The organism is Rhodococcus jostii NBRC 16295, assembly GCF_001894825.1.
GTDB lineage: Bacteria > Actinomycetota > Actinomycetes > Mycobacteriales > Mycobacteriaceae > Rhodococcus_F > Rhodococcus_F jostii.
Genome location: NZ_BCWY01000042.1, coordinates 60,980 through 82,814 on the forward strand (window position 1 = coordinate 60,980; position 21,835 = coordinate 82,814).

General features: G+C 66.4%; 19 protein-coding genes. 8 read left to right on the top strand and 11 right to left on the bottom strand.

Going from position 1 to position 21,835, the window contains the following annotated elements:
* Positions 1-3: 3 nt before the first annotated feature.
* From RJ1_RS25465 to RJ1_RS25475, 3 genes are all read right to left on the bottom strand, one after another.
* A complete protein-coding gene (locus RJ1_RS25465; RefSeq protein WP_073365057.1) occupies positions 4-1,227 on the bottom strand; it encodes an LLM class flavin-dependent oxidoreductase in 1,224 nt (407 codons plus the stop codon).
* Positions 1,228-1,707: a cupin domain-containing protein gene (locus RJ1_RS25470; RefSeq protein ID WP_073365059.1), complete on the bottom strand. Its 480-nt coding sequence runs from the start codon at positions 1,705-1,707 to the stop codon at positions 1,228-1,230.
* Between the two features lie 152 nt (positions 1,708-1,859).
* The gene (locus tag RJ1_RS25475) at positions 1,860-3,038 is read right to left on the bottom strand and encodes an MFS transporter (RefSeq protein ID WP_073365061.1); all 1,179 of its coding nucleotides are present in this window, start codon (positions 3,036-3,038) and stop codon (positions 1,860-1,862) included.
* A gap of 559 nt (positions 3,039-3,597) precedes the next feature.
* Here RJ1_RS25475 and RJ1_RS25480 point away from each other — a divergent pair.
* Positions 3,598-4,836: a cytochrome P450 gene (locus tag RJ1_RS25480; protein ID WP_073365063.1), complete on the top strand. Its 1,239-nt coding sequence runs from the start codon at positions 3,598-3,600 to the stop codon at positions 4,834-4,836.
* 265 nt (positions 4,837-5,101) lie between these two features.
* On the top strand, positions 5,102-6,463 hold the full coding sequence (locus tag RJ1_RS25485; protein WP_073365065.1) for an MFS transporter: 1,362 nt from the start codon (positions 5,102-5,104) through the stop codon (positions 6,461-6,463).
* Positions 6,464-6,607: 144 nt separating this feature from the next.
* Here RJ1_RS25485 and RJ1_RS25490 read toward each other — a convergent pair whose 3' ends face one another.
* The 4 genes from RJ1_RS25490 to RJ1_RS25500 form a co-directional block, all read right to left on the bottom strand.
* Complete coding sequence (locus RJ1_RS25490; protein WP_073365116.1) at positions 6,608-8,242, bottom strand: FAD-dependent oxidoreductase; 1,635 nt, start codon at positions 8,240-8,242, stop codon at positions 6,608-6,610.
* Between the two features lie 23 nt (positions 8,243-8,265).
* The gene (locus tag RJ1_RS25495; RefSeq protein ID WP_073365067.1) at positions 8,266-9,471 is read right to left on the bottom strand and encodes a 3-hydroxyacyl-CoA dehydrogenase family protein; all 1,206 of its coding nucleotides are present in this window, start codon (positions 9,469-9,471) and stop codon (positions 8,266-8,268) included.
* The gene (locus tag RJ1_RS46850; RefSeq protein ID WP_162850313.1) at positions 9,468-9,614 is read right to left on the bottom strand and encodes a hypothetical protein; all 147 of its coding nucleotides are present in this window, start codon (positions 9,612-9,614) and stop codon (positions 9,468-9,470) included. The genes RJ1_RS25495 and RJ1_RS46850 overlap by 4 nt, the downstream gene beginning before the upstream one ends.
* Before the next feature lie 410 nt (positions 9,615-10,024).
* A complete protein-coding gene (locus RJ1_RS25500) occupies positions 10,025-10,465 on the bottom strand; it encodes a winged helix-turn-helix transcriptional regulator (protein WP_073365069.1) in 441 nt (146 codons plus the stop codon).
* 115 nt (positions 10,466-10,580) lie between these two features.
* Here RJ1_RS25500 and RJ1_RS25505 point away from each other — a divergent pair, with 115 nt between their 5' ends.
* Positions 10,581-11,489 (top strand): NADP-dependent oxidoreductase, encoded by a 909-nt coding sequence (locus tag RJ1_RS25505; RefSeq protein WP_073365071.1) that lies wholly within the window; start codon positions 10,581-10,583, stop codon positions 11,487-11,489.
* On the opposite strand, the gene RJ1_RS25510 is transcribed toward RJ1_RS25505, so the two are convergent.
* The gene (locus RJ1_RS25510; RefSeq protein ID WP_073365073.1) at positions 11,480-13,018 is read right to left on the bottom strand and encodes an FAD-dependent oxidoreductase; all 1,539 of its coding nucleotides are present in this window, start codon (positions 13,016-13,018) and stop codon (positions 11,480-11,482) included. The two genes, RJ1_RS25505 and RJ1_RS25510, sit on opposite strands and share 10 nt — an antisense overlap.
* 151 nt (positions 13,019-13,169) lie before the next feature.
* Between RJ1_RS25510 and RJ1_RS25515 the strand changes: the two genes are divergently transcribed.
* On the top strand, positions 13,170-13,787 hold the full coding sequence (locus tag RJ1_RS25515) for a TetR/AcrR family transcriptional regulator (RefSeq protein WP_073365075.1): 618 nt from the start codon (positions 13,170-13,172) through the stop codon (positions 13,785-13,787).
* A 402-nt stretch (positions 13,788-14,189) separates the two neighbouring features.
* Here RJ1_RS25515 and RJ1_RS25520 read toward each other — a convergent pair whose 3' ends face one another.
* Both RJ1_RS25520 and RJ1_RS25525 read right to left on the bottom strand, forming a co-directional pair.
* Entirely contained in the window at positions 14,190-15,509 is a 1,320-nt protein-coding gene (locus tag RJ1_RS25520) for a class I SAM-dependent methyltransferase (protein ID WP_073365077.1), read from the bottom strand.
* Positions 15,510-15,677: 168 nt separating this feature from the next.
* Positions 15,678-16,124, bottom strand: a complete 447-nt coding sequence (locus RJ1_RS25525) for a hypothetical protein (RefSeq protein WP_073365079.1) — start codon at positions 16,122-16,124, stop codon at positions 15,678-15,680.
* A 145-nt stretch (positions 16,125-16,269) separates the two neighbouring features.
* Here RJ1_RS25525 and RJ1_RS25530 point away from each other — a divergent pair, with 145 nt between their 5' ends.
* Complete coding sequence (locus tag RJ1_RS25530; protein WP_073365081.1) at positions 16,270-16,530, top strand: acyl-CoA-binding protein; 261 nt, start codon at positions 16,270-16,272, stop codon at positions 16,528-16,530.
* A gap of 126 nt (positions 16,531-16,656) precedes the next feature.
* Positions 16,657-17,883 carry an NAD(P)/FAD-dependent oxidoreductase gene (locus RJ1_RS25535; protein ID WP_073365083.1) on the top strand — a complete coding sequence of 409 codons (1,227 nt, stop codon included), beginning with the start codon at positions 16,657-16,659 and terminating at the stop codon, positions 17,881-17,883.
* A gap of 63 nt (positions 17,884-17,946) precedes the next feature.
* Here the strand turns inward: RJ1_RS25535 and RJ1_RS25540 are convergent, their stop codons facing one another.
* Positions 17,947-19,995: a phage holin family protein gene (locus RJ1_RS25540; protein WP_073365085.1), complete on the bottom strand. Its 2,049-nt coding sequence runs from the start codon at positions 19,993-19,995 to the stop codon at positions 17,947-17,949.
* A 35-nt stretch (positions 19,996-20,030) separates the two neighbouring features.
* On the opposite strand from RJ1_RS25540, the gene RJ1_RS25545 reads away from it, so the two are divergent.
* A complete protein-coding gene (locus RJ1_RS25545) occupies positions 20,031-20,837 on the top strand; it encodes an MBL fold metallo-hydrolase (RefSeq protein WP_073365087.1) in 807 nt (268 codons plus the stop codon).
* Between the two features lie 187 nt (positions 20,838-21,024).
* On the top strand, positions 21,025-21,468 hold the full coding sequence (locus RJ1_RS25550) for a DoxX family protein (protein WP_073365089.1): 444 nt from the start codon (positions 21,025-21,027) through the stop codon (positions 21,466-21,468).
* Positions 21,469-21,835: the final 367 nt, after the last annotated feature.

Here is a 21,835-nt window from a genome sequence, read left to right on the forward strand (position 1 = left end):
CGACTACCGTGGGCTCTTCGCGCGCTGATAGTCCTGCGTTGCCTGGCTGATACCGGTCGCGAAGCGCTCGCTGAAACCTTCCTTACGCGCCTGCGTCCAGTGATAGGAGCTCAGCAGCGGTTCGCACGTACCTGTGAAGCGAGGCATGACGTCCCGCATGAGAATGCGGTACATACGCGACGTGGACTCGGTATCGGCCCAGTCGTGGGCCGTCGCGAGGAAGGTGCCGAAGCCTCCGGTGCGGTCGATGACCTTCTGGATGTAGCTGATGGCATCGTCGGCGTCGCCGATGCATCCGTAACCGGACTCGTTGACACGCCGGACCAGTTCCTCGTGAGCGACTTCCTCGCCGGGCTCGATCATCTTCATCGGGGTGACGACGTGGCGGTAGTCCATGAAGTCGCGCAGCCCGTATCTGGTGTCCTCGACGGCCTGCTCGAAGGTGTCGGCGATATGGATGTTGCCGACGATCGCCCAGTCGTTCCGATCAACGACCTTCCCGTACTCGTTCGCTTCACGGGTAGTGATATCCCAAGTCTGCGCGAGCAATTCGACCGACTTTGCGCTGGTTCCGCCGATGGACAGCAGACCGAGCCCGTACTTTCCGGCCAGCTTCGGGCCCGACGGCGACATTGCGGCCGCCACGGTAATCGGCACCCCAGGGTACGTGTAGGGGCCCATCTGGACTCGAGCATCCTCGAGGGCGAACCATTCCGTCTTTCGGTCGACCGGTCCCGGAGTGTTGAGCAGTTCCAGGATGGCGTCCAGGGATTCCTCCATCCGCGGCCGAAGAAGGTTGTAATCCATTCCCATCATCTGCGAGTCGGCCACGAGCGCACCCGGTCCGACACCGATGCGAATGCGACCACGAGTCATGTGGTCCAAGAAAGTGATTCGATCGGCAACCATCAACGGATGGTGGTACGGAAGGGAGATCACGCCGCTGCACAGCTCGATGCGTGACGTGCGCTGCGCTGCTGCCGCGATCATCAGTTCCGGTGACGGCCCGACTTCGTACCCGCCGCTGTGGTGTTCCCCGAACCACACCTGGTGGAAGCCGAGCCTGTCGAGATCCTCCACGTGTCGGAGGTCCTGTTCGATCGCCATCGTGGGGTTACGCCGGGGGTTGTGATACGGAGGAAGAAACACTCCGCACCGGAGTGGCGCCTTCGTCACGGACGGCGCACTGTTCACAGCCGACCCGTTCTGCTCAGCCGTCGGTTCCATTCAGATCTCCTGTCGGTCGGTGGTACGCGATGCGCCGCAGATGGTGACGATTGCCCGTGCCGTTTCTTCTCCTCGGTTGTGCCATCGATGCTTGTTGCCGTTGACCACCACGGTGTCGCCGGCATTCAGTTCGACTTCCACGCCGTCGTCGAGTTCGAGCACGAGCGAACCCTCGAGAAGGACGTGTACGTCAACCGAATCGGTGCGGTGAAATCCCGGCGTGTGCTCGTCCATGGCGACGATTCCGTTGTCGTTGTCGCCGATGCGGCCGGGTTCGAGCACCCAGCCGATCACCCACACCCCACCGGGATCGGGAAATCCGACGGTGTCCGGCACCCCTCCGGAATTGGGCACCTCGGGAACGGAATCGGAACGCCAGATCGGGTCGAGTCCGGCGGTGTCGATCCTCTCGACTTTCTCGTCTGCGACGAGTACAGCGGTACCGTACTGTTCGGTGGCGATCACGCGGCGAAAGCTCATGTATGCCCCTTCGGGAGATAGCACTGAGACGGAGACGACATTGAAACACGGCTACATGTAATGGAATTCGGACATTCTCAGGTCCGTGAAGATCCTTGCACGACAGCCGGCACCGCCCGTCGGTGGCCGTGCTGTGGATCACACTCGTTAATCTAATGCCTATCGGTTCTTTCGACAAGCCCCGGGAGGGACTTCATACGGAGGGGCGGCCCCCAACCCGATACGAGAACGTTTGCCTGCGAGAGTGCGCCGTCGATCAGCTTCTCGGACGCCTTCCGGCGACGCAGGGTGAGCGCGAACCACACAACCAGCATTCCGGACATGGCCGCGGGAATCGCCGACAACAGGAGAACCATCGAACTCGCCATGTTCGTCGCGAGCAAGGATCCACCCAGTGCCGGCGCACACAACCCTCCCATCCGACTGACCCCGAACGCCCAGCCGATACCCGTCGCACGTACCGATGTGGGATACGCCTGCGCTGCTACCGACGTCAATGCCGCGGCAAGCCCGATCGCGCCGAATCCGAGCGTGAAGCACAGAGCGCCGACGGCGATCGCCGACCCACCAATCGCGAAGTTCCACGCGAGCAGCGAAACCGATGCAATGGTGGCGATCGGCCCGAGGGCTGCGGCTGCGACGCCGATCCGGCTTCGATCCATGGCCAGTCCGAGCGCAAGTGCGCCGACGATGCCGCCCAGCGTAGCCAGCGAGGTCGCGAGCTGCGCGGTGCTTTGCTCCACGCCGTTGTCGGTGAGAATCGTGGCCAGCCAGCTGAGCACGAAGTAGCTCCCGAAGAGCGCAAAGAACATCATCGCCCAGATGAGCGTCGTCAGAACGGCTCTGTCCTTGGTGAAGAGCGTAGCGACGCGCGCGCCGACCGGTTGAGGAGGGAGGACGTACTCGGTGTCCGCACGGTGCGTCGTGCCGACCTCGATCTTGTCGAGGATGCTCGCAACCTTCCTCGAGCGACCGGTCTTGGCGAGGAACTCGACGGACTCGGGGAGCCGGCGCCACGTGGCGATCAGGATGACGAGAGGAACGATGCCGGCCACCAGGAGCAAAGCTTCACCGCCGCGCGCCGGCACCAGCTGCGATGCGATGATTCCGACAGCGAGCCCACTGCCCGCGGTTCCCGAGCTGAGCACGGCGACAGTGGTCGATTTCAGGCGTATCGGCGAGTATTCGTTGCCCAGCGCGAACCCGTTCGGCACCGCGGCGAGGCCGAACACGACGATGCCCAGGCCCATGATGCGCTTGCGCCCGTGACGATCCGCGAGCGGTGCGACCAGGAAGTTCGAGACGATCCCTCCGACCAGTGCGGCAATCACGACTCGGAATCGCGTAGCCGATGGACAGCACGTTGAATCCGTCGGCAAACGCCAGTACCAGGCAGATGGCGATTGCGCGCCGTTGAAAACCCGAGAGGGGAACTCTGTCGATGATCTCGGTGATCCGAACCGGTGAACTCAATGCAGCGGTCCTTCCGTGAAGGTGGACCTCACCCGACCTCCTGGGTCGAGCAGGTCGTCACAATGATCTGTTCCACACGGGTTTCAAGTCCATGCGCACACAAGAGGGCCACCGCACACAGCGCTGCGGCACAAGACTCGCTCACGCACCGAAGTGCTGTGTATCACAGCGATTAATCTAAATGCAATCGGTTAATTGGTCAAGAGTTGCGCTGCGCCGCTCGAATGTCGTGCGTAGCAGGACATCCGACACTCACTGTTGACCGCGCGGAAGTCGCTGATCTACCTTCGTCGCAAGGCAATCGCCTTTTCACGTCAGCCTCGCACTTGTTCCGACAGCACGAGCCCACCTGACTCTCCGAGAGAACTCGCCCCTCGACGGCGACGTTACGGCCCACTCCCCTCGCGAAGGATCCCGATGACCTCGACACAGATCGATATTCCCGCACACCTGATCACCGACTTCGATGTGTACGATCCGTCCCTGGCCGCGCCGAACGATGTGTTCCAGGAGCGTGTCGCGGCATTGCGCAAGCAAGGACCCGTCCTCTACTCCCCGCACCACGGCGGGCACTGGGTCGTCACGCGATACAAAGAAGCACTGCAGGTCCTCCAGGACCCGGAGACGTTTTCGAGCTTCCCCAACAATCTTCTGAATGCCGCGCAGGGCAGATTCCTTCCGCTCGAACTCGACCCGCCCGAGCACAGCTACTATCGGCAGGCGTTGCAACCGTTGTTCAGCCCCAAGCGCATGAAGGCACTCGAACCCGAGATCCGGGGAATCATCACGGAGCTGATCGACGGATTTGCGGCGGCTGGTGAATGCGAATTCATCTCGGAGTTCGCACACGAGTTACCGACTCGAATCTTCCTTGCACTGATGGGGTGGCCCTTGAGCGCCGCGCCGCAGTTCACGGAGTGGACCGACATCACGCTCCAGGGCGTTCCCGGCGCGAGCGAGGCCGAGTCGGCCGAGGCCCGCGCGAAGGCAGCCACCGATATCTACGAACACTTCGGCCGAGTCGTCGCGCGGGTGCGATCCGGCGAAGACAGTTCGGAGACTCTGACGGCGCAGATCATCAACACCCCGCTCGACGTCGAAGGAACACCTCGGCAACTCACCGACGAGGAGCTGTGCCGGATGTTCTTCCTGCTTCTCGTCGCGGGACTGCACACCGTCCAAGGCGCTCTCGCCTGGGGACTGATCCACCTGTCGCGCAACCCCGAGCAGCGCGAGGCGACCCTCGATGATCCGACGCTGATCCCGTCTGCGGTGGAAGAGATCTTGCGCATCGAGACCGCGACGAGTGGCGGACGTCGCGCTACCCGCGACGTCGAGATCGGTGATGTCACCATCAAGGCAGGCGACCAACTGCTGGTGGTGATGACCGCCGCCAATCGGGACGAGGACGAGTTCGACGCCCCCGACGAACTGCAGATCCAGCGGCATCCCAACCGCCACATCGGGTTCGGTGCCGGCCCGCATCGCTGCCTCGGCTCCCATCTCGCACGGCTCGAGCTGAGACTCGCCCTGGAGGAGATCCACGAGAGGATTCCCGACTACGCCCTCGTTCCGGACAACCCCGCGGTCTTCCATTCGTCCCAGGTCCGGGGGTGCGAGAAGCTGCCGATCACCTTCACACCGGCGACGCGCTGATCCCCATCGGCCGCGAGAAGCAGTCCGACAGTGGTCCCCGGAGGAATCTCCGGGGACCACTGTCTTGTGGTTACGCGCACCCCACAGTAAGCGACGGATACGACTCCCTTTGCAACAAGTCGCACCTCACCGGAATCGACGCCGACGTCACGCGGCGCGATAGGACGGCTCCAGATAGACAAACCTAACCCCTGTAGCTTAATGTGGTGCCCGTCACAACATCATTCGGGCTGGTCGCCCGCCATTCACAGATGCGAGGTCTCGAATGACCGAACGTACAACCGCAGTTGCAGACTCTCCTGCGGGTGCGAACTCCGGCCGCTCCCGGGCAGACTCCCGCAAGGCAAGCCGAGCCGCCTTCGTCGGAACCCTGCTCGAGTACTACGACTTCAGCCTCTACGCCTCGGCGGCGTCGGTGGTTTTCGCCAGCGTGTTCTTCTCCGGCTCGAGCCCGTTCCTGGGGACGCTGCAGGCGGTCGGCACCTTCGCTGTCGGCTTCCTGGTCCGCCCGGTCGGTGGGGTGATCCTCGGCAGCCTCGGCGACCGCATCGGCCGAAAGCGTGTTCTCATCTTCACCCTGCTCATGATGGGCGTCGCCACGCTGCTCGTCGGACTTCTGCCCGGATACGCGCAGATCGGATGGGCGGCCCCGGCCCTGTTGGTGTTGCTGCGCATTCTGCAGGGCATCGGCGCGAGCGGTGAGTACGGGGGTGCCACGCTCGTGGCCGTCGAGTTCGCACCCGAACGGAAGCGAGGCCTGCTCGGTTCCTTGCCCGGAATGGGCGCAGCCCTCGGTGGTGTGATGGGAACGCTGTCACTACTTCTGATGTCCTCCTTGGTATCCAAAGAAGCGTTTCTGAGTTGGGGCTGGCGAATCCCGTTCCTCTTCAGCGTCGTGATCCTCGCCTACGGCTTGTGGCTACGTCGCAGCCTTCCGGAGACACCCGCGTTCCGTGAGATGAAGAAAGCTGAAAACATCTCGAAGACACCGATCTTCGACGTGGTCCGCCAGCAGCCCCGCGCACTTCTGACCGTGATGGTGATGACCATCGGCCAGACCGGTATCGGCTACTTCTACATCGTCTTCATGGGCACTTTCGGCACCAACCAGCTGGGCTTCGGTGGAACCGAGGTGCTGGTCGGACTGATCGTTGCGCAGCTCACGAACGCCGTATTGATCCCGCTGTTCGGATCACTGTCGGATCGCGTCGGACGACAGCCCGTGATCGTCTTCGGCTTTCTCTACAGCGCTGTGTTCGCATGGGTGGGCATCTCGCTCCTGTCGGGGGTCGGAACACCCCCACTGCTGTTCTGGGCGGTCATGGCGCTCGGCAACGGCGTCGGCGTCGCCGCCATCTTCGGCCCGATGGGCGCATACGTCACCGAGCTGTTCCATACGCAGCACGCCTACAGCGGCCTCGGCCTCGGCCGAGAGACCGGCAACGCGCTCGGCGCAGCCATCGTCCCGGTAATTGCTGTCGCCTTGGCGTTCGACGACACCACGATCTGGCTCAGCGTCCTGATCTGCGTCATATCGCTGCTCGGATTTGCGGCGACCGTCCTGTCGCGCACACGATCGTCGTCGGTTTCGATTCCCGATGGTGACAGCGTGCCGGTGTCCGTGTAGAGCACTGACACCACAAGTGAGGGCCCCGATCCACAGGATCGGGGCCCTCACCGGGTTCCGACAGGCCGCCCGAGACAGAAAGGAGGCCACCCACCCGTCAGGTGGGCGGCCTCCTCCGCGTTCCTGGAGGTGACATCCGTCGTTCTATCGAGGCATGCGCGAATTGCCCTCCGCACCACGGGCAGCCGCGAGCATCGCATCGACGTCGACCAATTTGTGGCGCGCCCGACCTCGGCGACGCCCTTCGGTACGCTCGTATCGGTCGATCCGCTGCCAGCCATCGAGACCGAACGCGTCGGTGCAGCGAGCCTCGATGACCCTCACCAACTCGTCTCCGGTGCGGCTGGGCCGCGGCAGGAGGGCGCGCTCGTGGTCGGCAAGCATCGTGTCGACTGTCTCGGCGGCGCAGTACCGATTGGTACCGATCACGCCGGTCGGCCCCCGCTTGATCCAACCTGCGACATAGACACCGGGCACCGGACGGTCTTCGGCCGGATCGACCACGCGGCCCGCCACGTTGGGTACCGTCCCCTGCGCGGCGTCGAACGGCAAACCCGGCAACGGGCGCCCGCGATAGCCCACCGAACGCAGCACCAGCGAGCATTCCAGGTCCTCCCCGACGCCGGCCTCGTCGTACGGCGCGATCCGTAGACCTTCGACGTGACTGCCGCCGAGGACCTCGATCGGCGCACCGTGGAACCGCAGCGTGATCCTTCTCCGACCGGGTTGCGGGCACCGCCGCGCATATTCGGCGATCGTCTGCAGCTTGATCGATGCATCGCCGGGAGCCTCATATCCGTCGTGCACACTCACGTCCACTTCAGGCAAGGATCCCAGTGCGAGGAGTTCCGGTGTCGTGAACGCTGCGTGGCCGGGGCCGCGGCGACCGAGCACCACCACCTCCTCGAGTGCGCTGTGTCGCAGTGCATCCAGAGCATGTTCCGCGATGTCACCCGGCACGAGGCATTCAGGATCGCGCGTCAGGATCCGTGCCACGTCCAACGCCACGTTGCCGTTGCCGATCACGACAGCACGACGACCCGACAGATCGAACGTGTGGTCAGCGTACTCCGGATGCCCGTTGTACCAGGCGACAAATTCGCGTGCGGCACAACTGCCCGGCAGTTCTTCTCCCGGAATTCCGAGCTTCCGGTCGTCGGGCGCCCCGCTCGCATGGATCACCGCATGGTGATGTTCGAGCAGCTCGTCCACGGTGATGTCGCGTCCGACGTCTACCCCGAGGAACGCGCGAAAACCGCTGCGGCCGGCGGTACGCGCGAACAACCGCTCGACGGCCTTCGTGGTCTGATGGTCCGGGGCCACACCGAATCGGACGAGCCCACCAGCGACGGGGAGACGCTCGAACATGGATAGTGTGACCTCGACGTCGCGCCGTTTCAGCAACTCCTCCGCAGCGTAGAAGGCGGAGGGACCGGAACCCACGATCGCCACCCGCAGCGAACCGGGCCGATCCACGGCGACAACAGGTTTCCGCGGCACCTCACACCGGCCGAATACGGTCGGATTGCCCAGGAAGTACGCTGCATTGAGATCCTTGTAGATCTCGGTCTCGCCGATGAGATCGCTGTCGGGAACGATCGCGTCCACCGGGCACACATCGGCACAGGCGCCACAGTCGATGCACGTGCCCGGGTCGATGTAGAGCATCTCTGTGCGCGCGTACTGCGCTTCGTCGGGCGACGGGTGAATGCAGTTGACAGGACACACCGCGACGCACGTCGCGTCGTTGCAACAGGCCTGGGTCACTACGTATGTCATGAGCACTCCGGTGGGTCGTTGGGTTACGGACTCTGCTCCGGGGGGAAGAAGCGGTGACCGTAGCGGGCGGCGAGTTCGTGGGCCCGAGCCGTGAACCCCTGTGCACCGCCGGGATAGAGGCGTCTGAAAGAGATGACTCCACCTGTGTGCGCCGGGAACCCGATGCCGAGAACGGATCCGGTGTCGGCGTCGGCCTCGGAACCGACGACACCTTCGTCGAGACAACGCAACGCTTCGACGACTTCGACGAACAGCAACCGATCGCGCATGTCATCGATCGGAATTCTCTGCCCCGGACCGAACACGTCACGAAGGCCTGGCCACAACCCGAGGCGCGCACCGTCGGTGCCGTAGTCGTAGAATCCGCGTCCTACCGACCTACCGCCGCGATCACACTCGTCGATCATCCGGTCGCGCACGCTGCCTGCGTTCTGCCCGCGCCACGTTCCCCCGGCTACCTCGACAGCGATGCGGTTCTCGCGCTGCACCGCACGGTTGAGTGTCAACGTGATCTCGTCGAGCAATTGCAGTGGCGGCACGGGGTATCCGGCAGCGGTCGCCGCGCGCTCGATGATGCCCGGATCGATTCCCTCTCCGACGGCGGCCAACGCCTCGTCGAAGTAGCGCTCCATCACCCGGCTGGTGAAGAATCCCCGGCTGTCGCGCACCACGATCGGCCGCTTCCCGAGCAACCGCGCGTACGTCAAGGATGCCGCGACCGTGGCCTCCGACGTACGCGAGCCGACAATCGTCTCCACCAGCATCATCCGATCGACCGGGGAGAAGAAGTGCATTCCGACGAAGCTTTCCGGGCGTGCCAGCGTCGAGGAAAGAGTGGTGATCGGCAGGGTCGACGTCGTCGATGCAACCACGGTGCACGGCTCGGTGGCGGCCTCGATCGTCCGCAGGACCTGTTGCTTGACGGCGACGTTCTCCGGTACCGCCTCGATCACGAGCGCGGCAGGCGCCAGGTCCGCGGGGCGCTCGGTGGTCGTGATCCGGTCGAGCAATGCCCGCGACATTGCCGTATTCGTGATCCCCGCCTGTCGGGCACGCTCTTCACGACGGTCGGCGTACGACCTCCCCCTGCGCGCACCCTCGGGGGTCCGCGCGACCACTACGACATCGGCCCCCGCCCGCGCGCACGTGTAGGCGATGGCCGCGCCCATCATCCCAGTACCGACGACACCGATCGTGGTGCCCGCCAGAGTCGCCGACGCCTCGGTCATGCCTGCAGACTCTCGACACGGATGTCGATGCTCGCGGGCGCGTCGACACTGCGTGTACCGATCGCCGTAGGGTTCCCGCGGACGATTTCCTGTTGCTGCGGCCGGGTCGCACCCCAGCCGCGCACGAGGTCCGCCACGTTCATGCCGATCTCCTCGTTCATTGTTCCCAATGCGCCGCACCCGGCCCTCGGCTTACCTGATCACCTACTGCACTTCGCGATAATCTAATCCCAATAGTTTCTGAACGCAATGCCCGATTGGGGCTCCGAGCCCCGGCCCGCGTGTGGTCACGAAAAGTTCACTTACACAATCACCTTGACTGTGGTATGACCATCGAAGAGAACTGGCGAACGGACCACGCCCTCACCCGGCCCACCCGGGTCGCAGCGAACCCGTCACCGAGCAACTCCGGCTGCGGGAGGCGGGAACTCGTCGTAGAACAAGTACGTTTCTCCGGAACCCAAGGCACACCTGCACTAGCGATCAGGCGTTCCCGTCATGGGCCGGCCTTCGGGACGTACCGATGATGGTTCCCCAGCGGACACCCGCGACACTAGGAGACGCGGGTGTCGTACTCCTGCCGGTTGGCGAGCACCTCGTCCATGTGCGCCTCCGCCCACGCCTTGATACCGCGCATGATGGCCTGGAGCGAGATTCCGAGGTCGGTCAGCTCGTAGGTGACCGTGACAGGCACAGTCGGCGTCACTGTGCGGGTGAGCAGGCCGTCGCGCTCGAGGGAGCGCAGCGTCTGGGTGAGCATCTTCTGGCTGACTCCGGCCAGCCGTCGGGACAGCTCCGAGTAGCGCATCCGCCGCGGCTCGCCGTCGCAGTCGTCGCCCGGGTGTGGTCCGTCGCTGCCGAGCGCGGCCAGGACCAGAGTCACCCACTTGTCCGAGATCCGGGCGAGGAGCCGGCGGCTGGGACAGGTCGCCAGGAACGCCTCGTACTCCACCTTCGCCTGCAACCGCTCCTGGGCCGCCGTCGTCGTCGACATCGACCGCTCCTTCCTGTGCGGTGACATACGCACTCCAAAGTGCCTACTTCCCATTGGAGAGTAACCCCTCCATCGTGGTGGTGCAGCACAAATACCGGTCCACAGGAGACGAAACATGTCCACCACCTTCCGCACCGCAATCGTCCGGACCCCGGGCGGTCCCGACTCGATCGAGATCATCGACGTACCCGTCGTCGAGCCCGGGCCGGGTGAGGTCCGGGTCGAGATCGCCGGGGCCGCGGTCAACCCCGTCGACCTGGCGCTTGCCGCCGGGGTGTTCCACCGGCTCGGGCTGATCGACCAGCCCGCCCACACCGGTCTGGGCTGGGACTTCGCCGGCACCATCACCGCGGCTGGTCCGGGCGTCGACCTCCCGGTCGGCAGCCGCGTCGCGGGGCTCGTCGCCGGGTTTGACCGCGACTTCGGCACCTACGCCGAGCAGCTGATCGTCCCGGCGAGCGACACCGCTCTCGTGCCGGACGGCCTCGACCTCGCCACCGCAGCCACTGTCCCGCTCAACGGCCTGGCCGCAGACCAGCTGGTGGACCTACTCGGCGACGGCGGGGGCAAGAGCCTGCTGGTGACCGGAGCCGCTGGAGCGGTCGGGGCGTACGTCGTCACGCTCGCTCAGGACCGCGGCTGGCGGGTCACCGGACTGGCCCGAGCCGAGGACGAGAAATTCGTGCGCGGCCTCGGCGCCGACTTCACCGCGGAGGCGGCGCACGCCTGGGACGCGGTAGCCGACGGCGCCGCCCTCCAGGAGCAGGGCCTCACGCTGGTCCGCGACGGCGGCCTTTTCGTCGGCGTGCAGCCGGGCGCGGCGCCGGCAGAGGAACGCGGCGTCTCCGTCCGCGTGCTGGTGGTGCAGCCCGACGGTGCGCGGCTCGCCCAGCTTCTCGACGCCACGGCAAGCGGCCACCTGCCGGCGCGGGTCCACGCCGTCGTACCGCTCGACCAGATCGCCGCCGCCCACCGCGCGGTCGCGCAGGGCGGCGTGCGCGGGAAGTACGTCCTTCAGCCCTGATGGTCCGCCATGCAATACCGCGTTGGACGCGGTTCGGTGCGCCGATCCACTGTGGCTGATGGGGGTGGCACGGCCTGGACCGCGTCGCGAAGTGCCGCCACAGGGTCGGTGCCGGGTGGCCACCATCCGGCCGTCGCCCCGTCCGGCCGGGCCAGGAGTGCCCCGCCGTGAGAGATGCCCACTCCGCGGGCAGTGATGGCGTCGAGATCGTGGACGACGAGCGGAGGTCCGGGAACCGAGGTCGCTGCCCGCTGCCAGGACGCGCTCGGACCGCAGGTGAACAACGTCAGCCCGGGTCCGAGTAGGTCGAGGGTGGACACAGCGCCCGCTCGGGAAGGCAACCAGACGTGCGCTATTCGGCCGCCGAGGTCGGCGGGCAGTTCCTGTGAGGCGAGTCGGGCTCCGCCGTGCGGGTCGGCCGATCGGGCCACGTTGTGCGCGGCCACCGGACGTCGTTCGGTCTCGTAGGTGTCCAGCAGCTGCGGTCCGGCCCAGCCGCGCAGCACCCAGGCCAGTTTCCACCCGAGGTCGTAGGCGCTCTGGATGGCGGTGTTCATGCCTGTGCCCCCGCGTGGCGTGATCTGATGCGCGGCATCGCCGACGAGGAACGCGGCGTCCTGCCGGAAGCGGTCCGCGAGTTGCGCGGCGAAGGTGAAGGTCCCGATGCGTTCGATCCTCGGCTCGAGGTCGGCCAGTCCACTGCCGAGTCGGATGAGGCGGGCGGACTGCTCCTCGGTCGGACTCGCCGCAGGCTCCTGCACAAGTTCGTGTTCCACGCCGTAGACCCATCGGTCGCCGCGGCCGGCGGGAACGAAGACTCCTGCGGCTTCGGGGTGGGTGACGGCGTAGATGCAGTAGCGGCGGTCGCCGAGCAGGTCCCACAGGGGGGCGCGGAACTCGGTCCCGACGGCCTGGGACAGACGTCCCGGCCCACGCATCCCGATCCCGAGGGCGTCGCGTACGGTGCTGCGCGCGCCGTCTGCTGCGACGAGGTAGCGGGCGTGGAGGGTTCGGGTTCCGCGAGTTTCGACGTCGCGCAGCGTCACCAGGGTGGTGCCGTCGGACCGGCTGTCGAGTCCGACCACTTCGGTGCCCATCTCCACTCGAGCGGTGTCGAACCCGAGCAGGTGTTCCAGCAGCACGGGTTCGAGGTGATCCTGCGGAACCGAGGCCGGGGCGGTGGGGCTGAGGACTGCGCTCTGCTCTCGCGTCGGGAAGCTGGTCAGGTGCGCGTCACCCGCCGCGGCGAGCGTGGGGCCCACCCATTGCTTCCACTCGACCTCGGCTCCGCCTGCCCGGATCTCCTGCTCCAACCCCCAGGAACGCAACAGCTCCATCGTGCGGGTGCTGACCGAAGCCGCCCGCGGCAGCCCCGACAGGGCGGGCCGCCGCTCCACCACCAAGACCTCGATCCCGTGGCGAGCCAGTGTGATTGCCGTCGTCAGTCCCGCCGGACCGGCTCCGACCACGAGCACAGGCGTGGACGCCGAGGGTGTTGGCGGAACGGTGGGTGTGGTCAGGCTGTTCACGACGTCAGCTCCTTCGTCGGAAGGCTGGTTTGTCTCGGTGCAAGGAGGAAGCACGCGGGGGCTGCTCAATTTCGCCGGACAGTATGTCTTTCGATTAATAGCCTGAACTTCACGAGACGACCTGTCAAGTGAAAATGTTAGAGTGGCGGTTGTGGCCACCCGAAAGTACGAGCAGCGTCTGCGTGCGGAGGCGGCCGACGAGACGCGGCGCAACATCCTCGACGCCGTCTATGAGCGGCTGCGCCGAGCGCCGTCCACCCCGGTGAGTGTGGATCAGGTGGCCCGGGCGGCGGGGGTCTCCCGGTCTACCGTCTATTTGGCCTTCGGTTCACGAGCCGGGCTGTTCGACGCATTCACCACCGACCTGTGGTGGCACCGGGCAGGGTTTCAGGGCGTAGTCGACGCGGTGGAAAACCCGGACGCGCGCGAGCACCTGCGCGGCGGAATCGACGCCGGAGTCCGGGTGTTCGCCGCCCACCGCGACGTCTTCCGCGCGCTGTTCTCGATGGCCCAACTCGACGCGGATGCCGTCGGCGGAGCCATCGCGCGGATCGAGGAGAACCGGGCCGGCGGGATGGTCCACCTCGCCCAGCGTCTCGCCGAGCAGGAAGTTCTCCGGCCGGGAGTCACCGTCGACGAAGCCGCCGACGTGCTCTGGCTGTTGGCGAGCTTCGACAGCTTCGACCAGCTCTACACCGGGCGGAACCTCCCCGCCGACGACGTCTCCCGCACGCTGATCACCACCGCCGAACGCAGCCTCTGCCAGTGAGTGGTTGGCCTCACGCCAACCCAACGAGCCCCGCCGCGGTGACGCAGTTCGGACGACCCGACTCGTACTCACAGTGACAGTCGATCAATGACAGATCCCATCCGTTCCGATGAGAAGGGTCGACCTAGCGGATGCAGACGCCTGCCCTCGCCGAAACCCGTGGTGGGATACCGCTATTGCTGATGTGAACCGCGATCCATGCACCTTCTCGGTCACGGACCGAAGCTCGAACGGCGTGCCGGTGTTCGGGCCGAACGAATATCCCTCCCAGACGGCATCGACCTCGTACGGCTTCGAGACAAAAGCAGGTACTCCTCCCCCACCCGATAGCTGGTTCCACACCCGTTACCGCCCGCGAGGGTGCCCACACCCGTCGAATTATGGTCTTCCCAACGGTTTTCACTACTCTCGATCCGGCGGAGACGGCAACGGAGCGGACTCCTGCAAGAGTTCGGCACGGGTGCCGGGCATGCCGCTGCGACCCTGTTCGGCGCATTTGACTGCCAGAATCTGATTGATGCCGAGCCGGTTCGCTGCAAAAGCCAACGCCGCGCCCGCCATGTACAGCCGCCATACTCGTGCCCGCCCGGCGCTGCTGTAGGCCACCGCCTCGTCCCAGTTCGCCTCCAAATTCCCCACCCAGGCCCGCAGGGTCAGCGCGTAATGCTCGCGCAGCGACTCGACGTCGCGGACCTCGAAACCGGCCCCTTCGATCGCCTCGATCATTGTCGCGATCGGTTCGATTTCTCCGTCGGGGAACACATAGCGATCGATAAAGGACGTTTTGGAGAACCTGGCAGTGGGTTTGATTGGTCGCCGCGAGATCGCGTGGTTGAGCAACCGCCCCCGCGGGCGTAGCAGCGCGAACAGGTCGGCGGCGTAGGTCGGCAACATCGCGGCGCCGACGTGCTCGGCCATGCCGATGCTCGAAATCGCGTCGTAGGGGCCGTCTGTGACGTCGCGGTAGTCCTGGACTCGGATCTCCACCAACTCGCCCACGCCCGCGTCGACCATTCGTTTGGCGGCGTAGTCCGCCTGCTCACGGGACAGGGTGACACCGACGACGCGCGCGCCGTAGTGACGTGCCGCGTGCAGTGCGAACGTTCCCCACCCGCAGCCGACGTCGAGGACCCGCATCCCCGCGGTCAGGCCGAGCTTGCGGGCCACCAGATCGCACTTGGCGTATTGGGCCGCGTCCAGACCCTCGCTCGGCTGCGCCCAATACGCGCACGAGTAGGTCATCGATTCACCGAGCACGAGTCGATAGAAGTCGTTGCCGACGTCGTAGTGGTGGCTGATCGCGGCGGCGTCACGCTCCTTGTCGTGCCGGTGCCCGCGCGCCAGTTTCATCTCCTCCGCCGGCGGCTTCGGTGGCAGGCCGACGATCCCCAGGCGCAGCGCCGCCGTCACGAGCGCCTTCTTCGTTTGCCCGTCGATCCGTACACCGGGGCCCCTGCTCGGGTCCGACACCTGCTCCAACACATCCAGTCCGGCGAGCAGGTCTCCCTCGATGTCGATGTCGCCGGAGACATAGGCCCGAGCGAAACCGAGGTCGTTGGGGGCCCACAGCAACCGTCGCAGACCACGCCGATTGACAAGGCGCACCTGCCACGGCGCGTCCGCAGGCCCACTGCGGCTACCGTCCCAACACTTGATCCCTACCGGGACCTGCTCACCGAGCACCGCGCGAACCAGCGGCGCCACCGTGTCAGCGACCGTCATACACACCTCCGTCAAAGTTTGGGACCGACCACCACCGCGGCTCGGTTCACGTCGCTCGCCGTGACGCACAGGCATCTCAACCCGCACTCACCTCGTCGACGATATCGATGGAACCCCCATCGCCGCATGCCATCACACCAATTCCCGCTCGGCGTAACGCCCCCGGCTTCACGCCGTCGACCGTTCCTTCGGCACAAGAAGGGCGAGCAGCGCGACTATCAGGCCGCCGCCAGCGAGGTACAACCCCCAACGGCCGCTGAACAAGTTGTCGTAGTTGTCGCGGACAAAGTCGCCGGCACGGTCGTTGAGCCGCCACAGGAACACCGCGGTGGTGCCGATCCCCACGATCACGCCCAGCCACCCGGCCCCGCGCGAACCCACCAGGGCGGCGGCCAGCAGCAGGACCGCGGACAACAGCAGCAGCGCCGTCATCGACCTGTAGAAGACCACGGCCTGAGTTTCGACCTGCTCGAAGGTGAACCCGGTGGGGAACCCGTCGCGCAGATCGACCAGCGCGACGTCACTCGGCTGTATTCCGCCGACGATCGGAAGGAAGGCGCCGATCGCCACCGCGATGGCACACACGAACAGGACCAGATGAACGAAGGTGCGCATGGGCGTTCTCCTCTGTCGACCGACGAGGTGCTCGGGCCCACAGTATCCCGTCGCAGCGATTCGGTCCGCCCCAACACGATCGCGCGCCGCAGACTCCGGGCGTTACGATGGCGTCGAATCGTCCATCCGAGAGCCAGGGGTGCCCATGTCGGATTTGGATCAGGCGTTTGCCGATGCACAGGAGAACGTCAAGAAGCTCACTTCGCGGCCGGCCAACGATCAGTTGCTGCGCCTGTACGCGCTGTTCAAGCAGGGGTCGAAGGGTGACGTCGAAGGCAAACGGCCCGGTCGGCTCGACATGGTCAACCGCGCCAAGTACGACGCCTGGGCCACGTTGGCGGGTACTAGCAGCGCCGATGCCAAGCAGGGCTACGTCGACCTGGTAGCCCGGCTCACGCAGGGCTGAGTTCACGGGTCCCGCGGGTGGGGTTGCGAATCGCAGCGGTGGTCGTCGGTGTGCTGGTCTCGGAACCGAAATGACGTCGCGACAATTCAGCGGGTCGCCCCGGCGTAGACCTGGCACGATGTACGGGTGACTGATTCCCACGGCGTCCTCGTCCTCGGCTCGGGGTTCGCCGGTCTGTGGGCCGCACTGGGAGCGGCGCGGCGGCTCGACGAACTCGACGCGTCGGACACCGTCGATGTCACGGTGATCAGTGCGCAACCGTTCCATGACATCCGGGTCCGCAACTACGAGGCAGACCTGAGCGCGTGCCGCATCCCGCTGAGCGACGTGCTCGATCCGGTCGGCGTCGGGCACATCACCGCCGAGGTGACGGCGATCGACCCCGCGGCGCGCACCGTCACCGTCACGAGCCACGGCGCACCGAGCACGCAGAGGTACGACCGCCTGGTCATGGCGCTGGGCAGTCGGGTGGCGAAACCCGAGATCCCCGGGTTGCGGGAATACGGCTTCGACGTGGACACCTACGACGGAGCCATGAAGCTACAGCGCCACCTGGCCGCGTTATCCGACGGCCGAGCGGAAGTCGGCGCGACGACCGCGGTGGTGGTCGGCGCCGGCCTCACGGGTATCGAAACGGCATCCGAGCTGCCCGGAAAGCTGGCAATGGTGTGCGCAGGACGCAACGGCGAACCGCGGGTGGTGCTGATCGACCACAACCCCTACGTCGGTTCCGACATGGGGGCATCGGCGCGACCGGTGATCGAAGCGGCGCTGTCCGACAACGGCGTCGAGACGATGACCGGTGTCGGCGTCGCAGCTGTCGACGAGCACGGCGTGACGCTCTCTTCCGGGGAGATGCTGGCCGCGTGCACCGTCGTCTGGTGTGCGGGCATGCGGGCGAATCCGCTGACCGCACAACTCGGTGCCGAGCGCGACCGGCTCGGTCGCGTGCCGGTCGACGACTATCTGCGAGTGATCGGCTCGCCCGGGGTATTCGCCGCCGGTGACGTCGCTGCGGCGCGCGTGGACGACGACCACCTGTCGGTGATGTCATGCCAGCACGGGCGCCCGATGGGCCGCTATGCGGGCTACAACGTCATCGGCGATCTGCTCGGGGAGCCGATGCTTCCGCTCCGGATTCCCTGGTACGCCACGATTCTCGACCTGGGACGCGCGGGCGCGGTATACACCGAGGGGTGGGATCGTCAGGTCGTCTCGCGCGGCGCGCAAGCTAAAGCCACCAAGGTCACCATCAACACCCAACGCATCTATCCCCCGTTGAACCGAGACCGCGCCGCCCTGCTGTCCGCCGCCGCGCCGGTTCTACAGGCACGACCCGACCCCGGACAATGACCTTCAGGAAATTGTGTCGCGCCACTGGTCAGTCTGTCCCGGCCAGCCCCCGGCTGTCAGGCGTCACAGGGTCTCCGCGCGAGTGGTCGAGTCCTGCTTCGTCACCGCTGCGTGCGGTTTCGTCGACAGATCCCGCCAGCCGACGAGGACCTGGTGCACGGCCTCGGCGCCGTGCAGCGGGTCGGGCGGTGCGGGCAGGTCGGCAGGGTAGATGAGAAACGGGGTGCTCTGCGGTCCGCCCATGCCACCGTGCGAGCCGACCTGCGCCTCGAACGCCGCGACCTCGTCGGTGTCGGGCCAGTAGGCTCCGCCGACCATGATGTCGGCAACGTTGTCGAAGGTGTCGGTGCGTCGCACCTTCGCCAGCGCGTCGGGGCCCATCACCGCGAGCGGGTTCTCGCCGGTGACCTCGCCGGTCGTCACGTCGACCTGTCCGTGGGACCCGAGCACCACGGACCCGCCGGGGGCGGCAACGAGCAGGAAGCCGATCCCGGGGTGCTCGCGCAGCCCGGTGAGCAGCCCGGGGTGGGCAGCCTCGATGGCGTTGACGTCGGCGCGTCCGGGCAGATGCGGGAAGTAGACCAGGCCGAGGTTGCCCGAGCCGAGCACGATCGGCTCGCCTGCGGAGGTGTGCGTCTCCTCGCCGGCAGTCGGCGAGTGCACGCTGGCCGCGGCGTAGCCGCGCCCCTCCGCCCCAGGTTGTCGGGACACATCGGATTCGCGCTCGTACCAGTGACGCTTCACCGCAGCCGGTTCGCGCTGCGCGGCAAGTCGGACAACCAACTGCCCCAACGTTTCCCCATAGCGTTGCTGGAAGGTTGCGCCCTGACTCTGCCCGTGGTCGGACAGCACGACGACGCGGTAGGGCCGATCGGCCTGCTGCACCACGGCGAGCAGCATCTCGATGACGTCGTCGAGTTTGGTCAGCACCGCGAGCGTTTCGGGCCGGGAGATGCCGGAGTGGTGCGACACCTCGTCGTAGCCGATCAGGTCGACGTAGACGACGCTGCGCCCCTTGATCAGATCGCCGACCACCGCGGCGGCAGCGACGTCGGTGGCGAGCACGGTCGCGAACGCCCGCACGAACGGATAAACCCCGCCCCGCGGCACGCGCGGCTGGATGTCCTTTCGCTTCTGCCGCAGTGACTGGCGTAGTTCCCGTTGCAGTTCCGCGAACATGCGGATGAACGTGCGCAGCGCGCTCGCCGGGTCGGCGAAATAGTCGCTGTAGCCGGCGCCGCCGCCGAGGCGGGCACCGCGCATGCGGCTGACGACGAGCACGTTGTCGTTCGCGCCGCCGGTGAACAGGTTGCCGCGGCTCGCACCGTCGTGCGCCAGCAGGCCCGGGATGTCGGTTCGTTCGAGTTCGCGCTGCTCGTTGTCGGCGGGGTTGCTGAACACCGAGATGCGCCCGGTCGTCTTGTCATACCAGCGGAACGCCGGCACGTTGTGGTTGGAGCCGTGCAGCACGCCCAGCTGGGTCGCACCCGTCTGACTGCTCCAGTCGGTGTGCCACGGCACCAGCCGGTGGGTCTCGCGCACCAATTTCGCCAGCCCGGGTGTGACACCGTCGGCGATCGCGCGCCGCAGGACGTCGTAGCCGAGGCCGTCGATCTGGATGCACAACAGCCCCGGGGACGCGTCCACGAGCGCGGAGTTGCGACGCAGCCGGAACCGCTGTCGGCGCACCTGCATCAGCCGGTACGCGGTATCGGAGCGGGACGCGATTGCGCCCGAGAGGACGGAGGTGAACAGCGAGAGCAGCGCCGCGAGGAAGAACGCATCGCGCAGCTGGTCCGCCGACGCGACCGGCACCAGGTACACCGTCAACAGCATGATCACACCGCCGGCGAGGAACACCCCGACGAACAGCAGCACCGGGCCGATCCACGACATACACCGCATGATCACCGGCCACAGTGCGGCGTTGAGCAGGCCGAACACCAACGCGAGCGCCAGCGCAGCCGGAAGCGTCGGTAGCGGAGTGAAGCTCGACTGGTCCAGGGTGATGCCGCCGAGGATGCGGTCGAGCACGATGAGCGCGAGCGCCGACAACCCCCAGAGCACGAGGAACTCGACGAGCACCCGCACCACGCCGCCCACCGTGCGCATCGCACTCCCTTCCCTCGTCTGGAATCGTAAGGGTCGTGACCGCGACGCCGGGTTCGAATGCCGCCGCATTCGGTGTGCGCTGGCTCGGACACGCCAGCGCGTTGATCACGGACCGCGGGACGGTCGTCCTGACCGATCCGGTGCTGACCGACCGCGTCGCGCACCTGCGCCGCCGCCGGGGGCCCTCGCCGATCGGGCCGCACGTGCGCAACCCGGACGCCGTCCTGCTCTCCCACCTGCACGCCGACCACACCCACCTGCCGTCGCTGCGGCTGCTCGATCCGGACGTTCCGATCGTGGCACCGTGGCGGGCAATCGACGGCCTGCCCGCGCTGCGCCAGTTCGCCGACCGCCTCGTGCTGCTGCGGCCCGGCGACGAGACAAGGATCGGCAAGGTCACCGTGCGCGCCGTGCCCGCCCGACACGACGGCCGACGCTGGCGGCGCGGCCCGGAGTTCGCGCCGGCGATCGGGTACGTCGTCGACGGGGACCGGCGGACCTACTTTGCCGGCGACACCGACCTGTACCCGGACCTCGCCGACCACGTCGGCCCGGTGGACCTCGCACTGCTCCCCGTCGGGGGCTGGGGTCCGACTCTCGGCAACGGTCACCTCGACCCGTCTCGGGCCGCAGTCGTCGCGCGGCTGGTGGAGGCCGGCCTGGCGGTGCCGATCCACTACGGCACACTGTGGCCGATCGGCCTCGACGCAGTGCGCCCCCGGTTGTTCTTCGGTCCGGGCGCCGAGTTCGTCCACCACGCCGAGCGGGCGGGGGTCGTTGCGGTGGAGTTGCACCCGGGTGGCGAACTCGGAGAACCGGGCGCCGCCGGCCCCCGCGTGTGACGTGCCGCCGGGGAACCGCGTCTCAGCCCGCGGCACACGACCTGGCCGCGGTGAGTTTTCCCGTCGCCCCCGGTCTGTACAGGTGTGAATAGACACGAAGCGTGCGGGAGCGGCCGATCTGCCCGCGTTACGCCGCGCTGTTTCAGGCCAGCGGTGTGAGCTTCATCAAAACTAAGGAGAAGGCCTCATGACATCGACACCACCCTCCACGGGAGCCTCCAACGCGACCCCGGCGCCGACGGGCGGAACCACGACGAAGACCCGAGTCGCCGGACTCGTCGTCAGCGCCCTCGCGGTGCTGTTTCTCCTGTTCGACTCGCTCATCCACATCGCGAACACTCAAATGGTGCGCGAGGCGATGGCCGAACTGGGCTTTGCCGAGAACCTCAACCGGGTCATCGGGGTGGTTCTGCTGGTGTGCCTGATTCTCTACCTCGTGCCCGCCACGTCCATCCTGGGCGCGGTGCTGCTCACCGGATACCTCGGTGGTGCGGTCGCCACCAACATGCTCACCGAGCAGCCGATCATCAGCACCACCCTGTTCCCGATCTATGTCGGCATCTTCGTGTGGGGCGGGCTGTACCTGCGTGACGCGCGGGTCCGATCGATCATGCCTGTCCGACGCGCCTGAACCACCTACCAGAATCGAGAGACGAATGCCGCTGACGCCGAACAATCGCAGCATCGACGAACGCGAGGTTTACTGCGCCTGTACTCGGGTAGGGCTAGTGGACCAACCGTGAGGGGCAGCCATGTCAGTCGAGCAGAACATCGAGACCGCCAAGAGAGGGTATTCGGCCTACTCGGCGGGAGACGCCGAGACGGCTATGAGTTACTTCGACGACGACGTCGAGTGGATTTGACGTCCTCTCGGCCGTGAACGACCGAGATTCCCCTCGGGACTCGCGTCCCGAGGTTCCTGTTTCACCGACAGTCGCCTCCCCACACTTTATGTGCGGGGAGGTCTCACACCATCTCCGCAGGCTGCCACCGTCAGT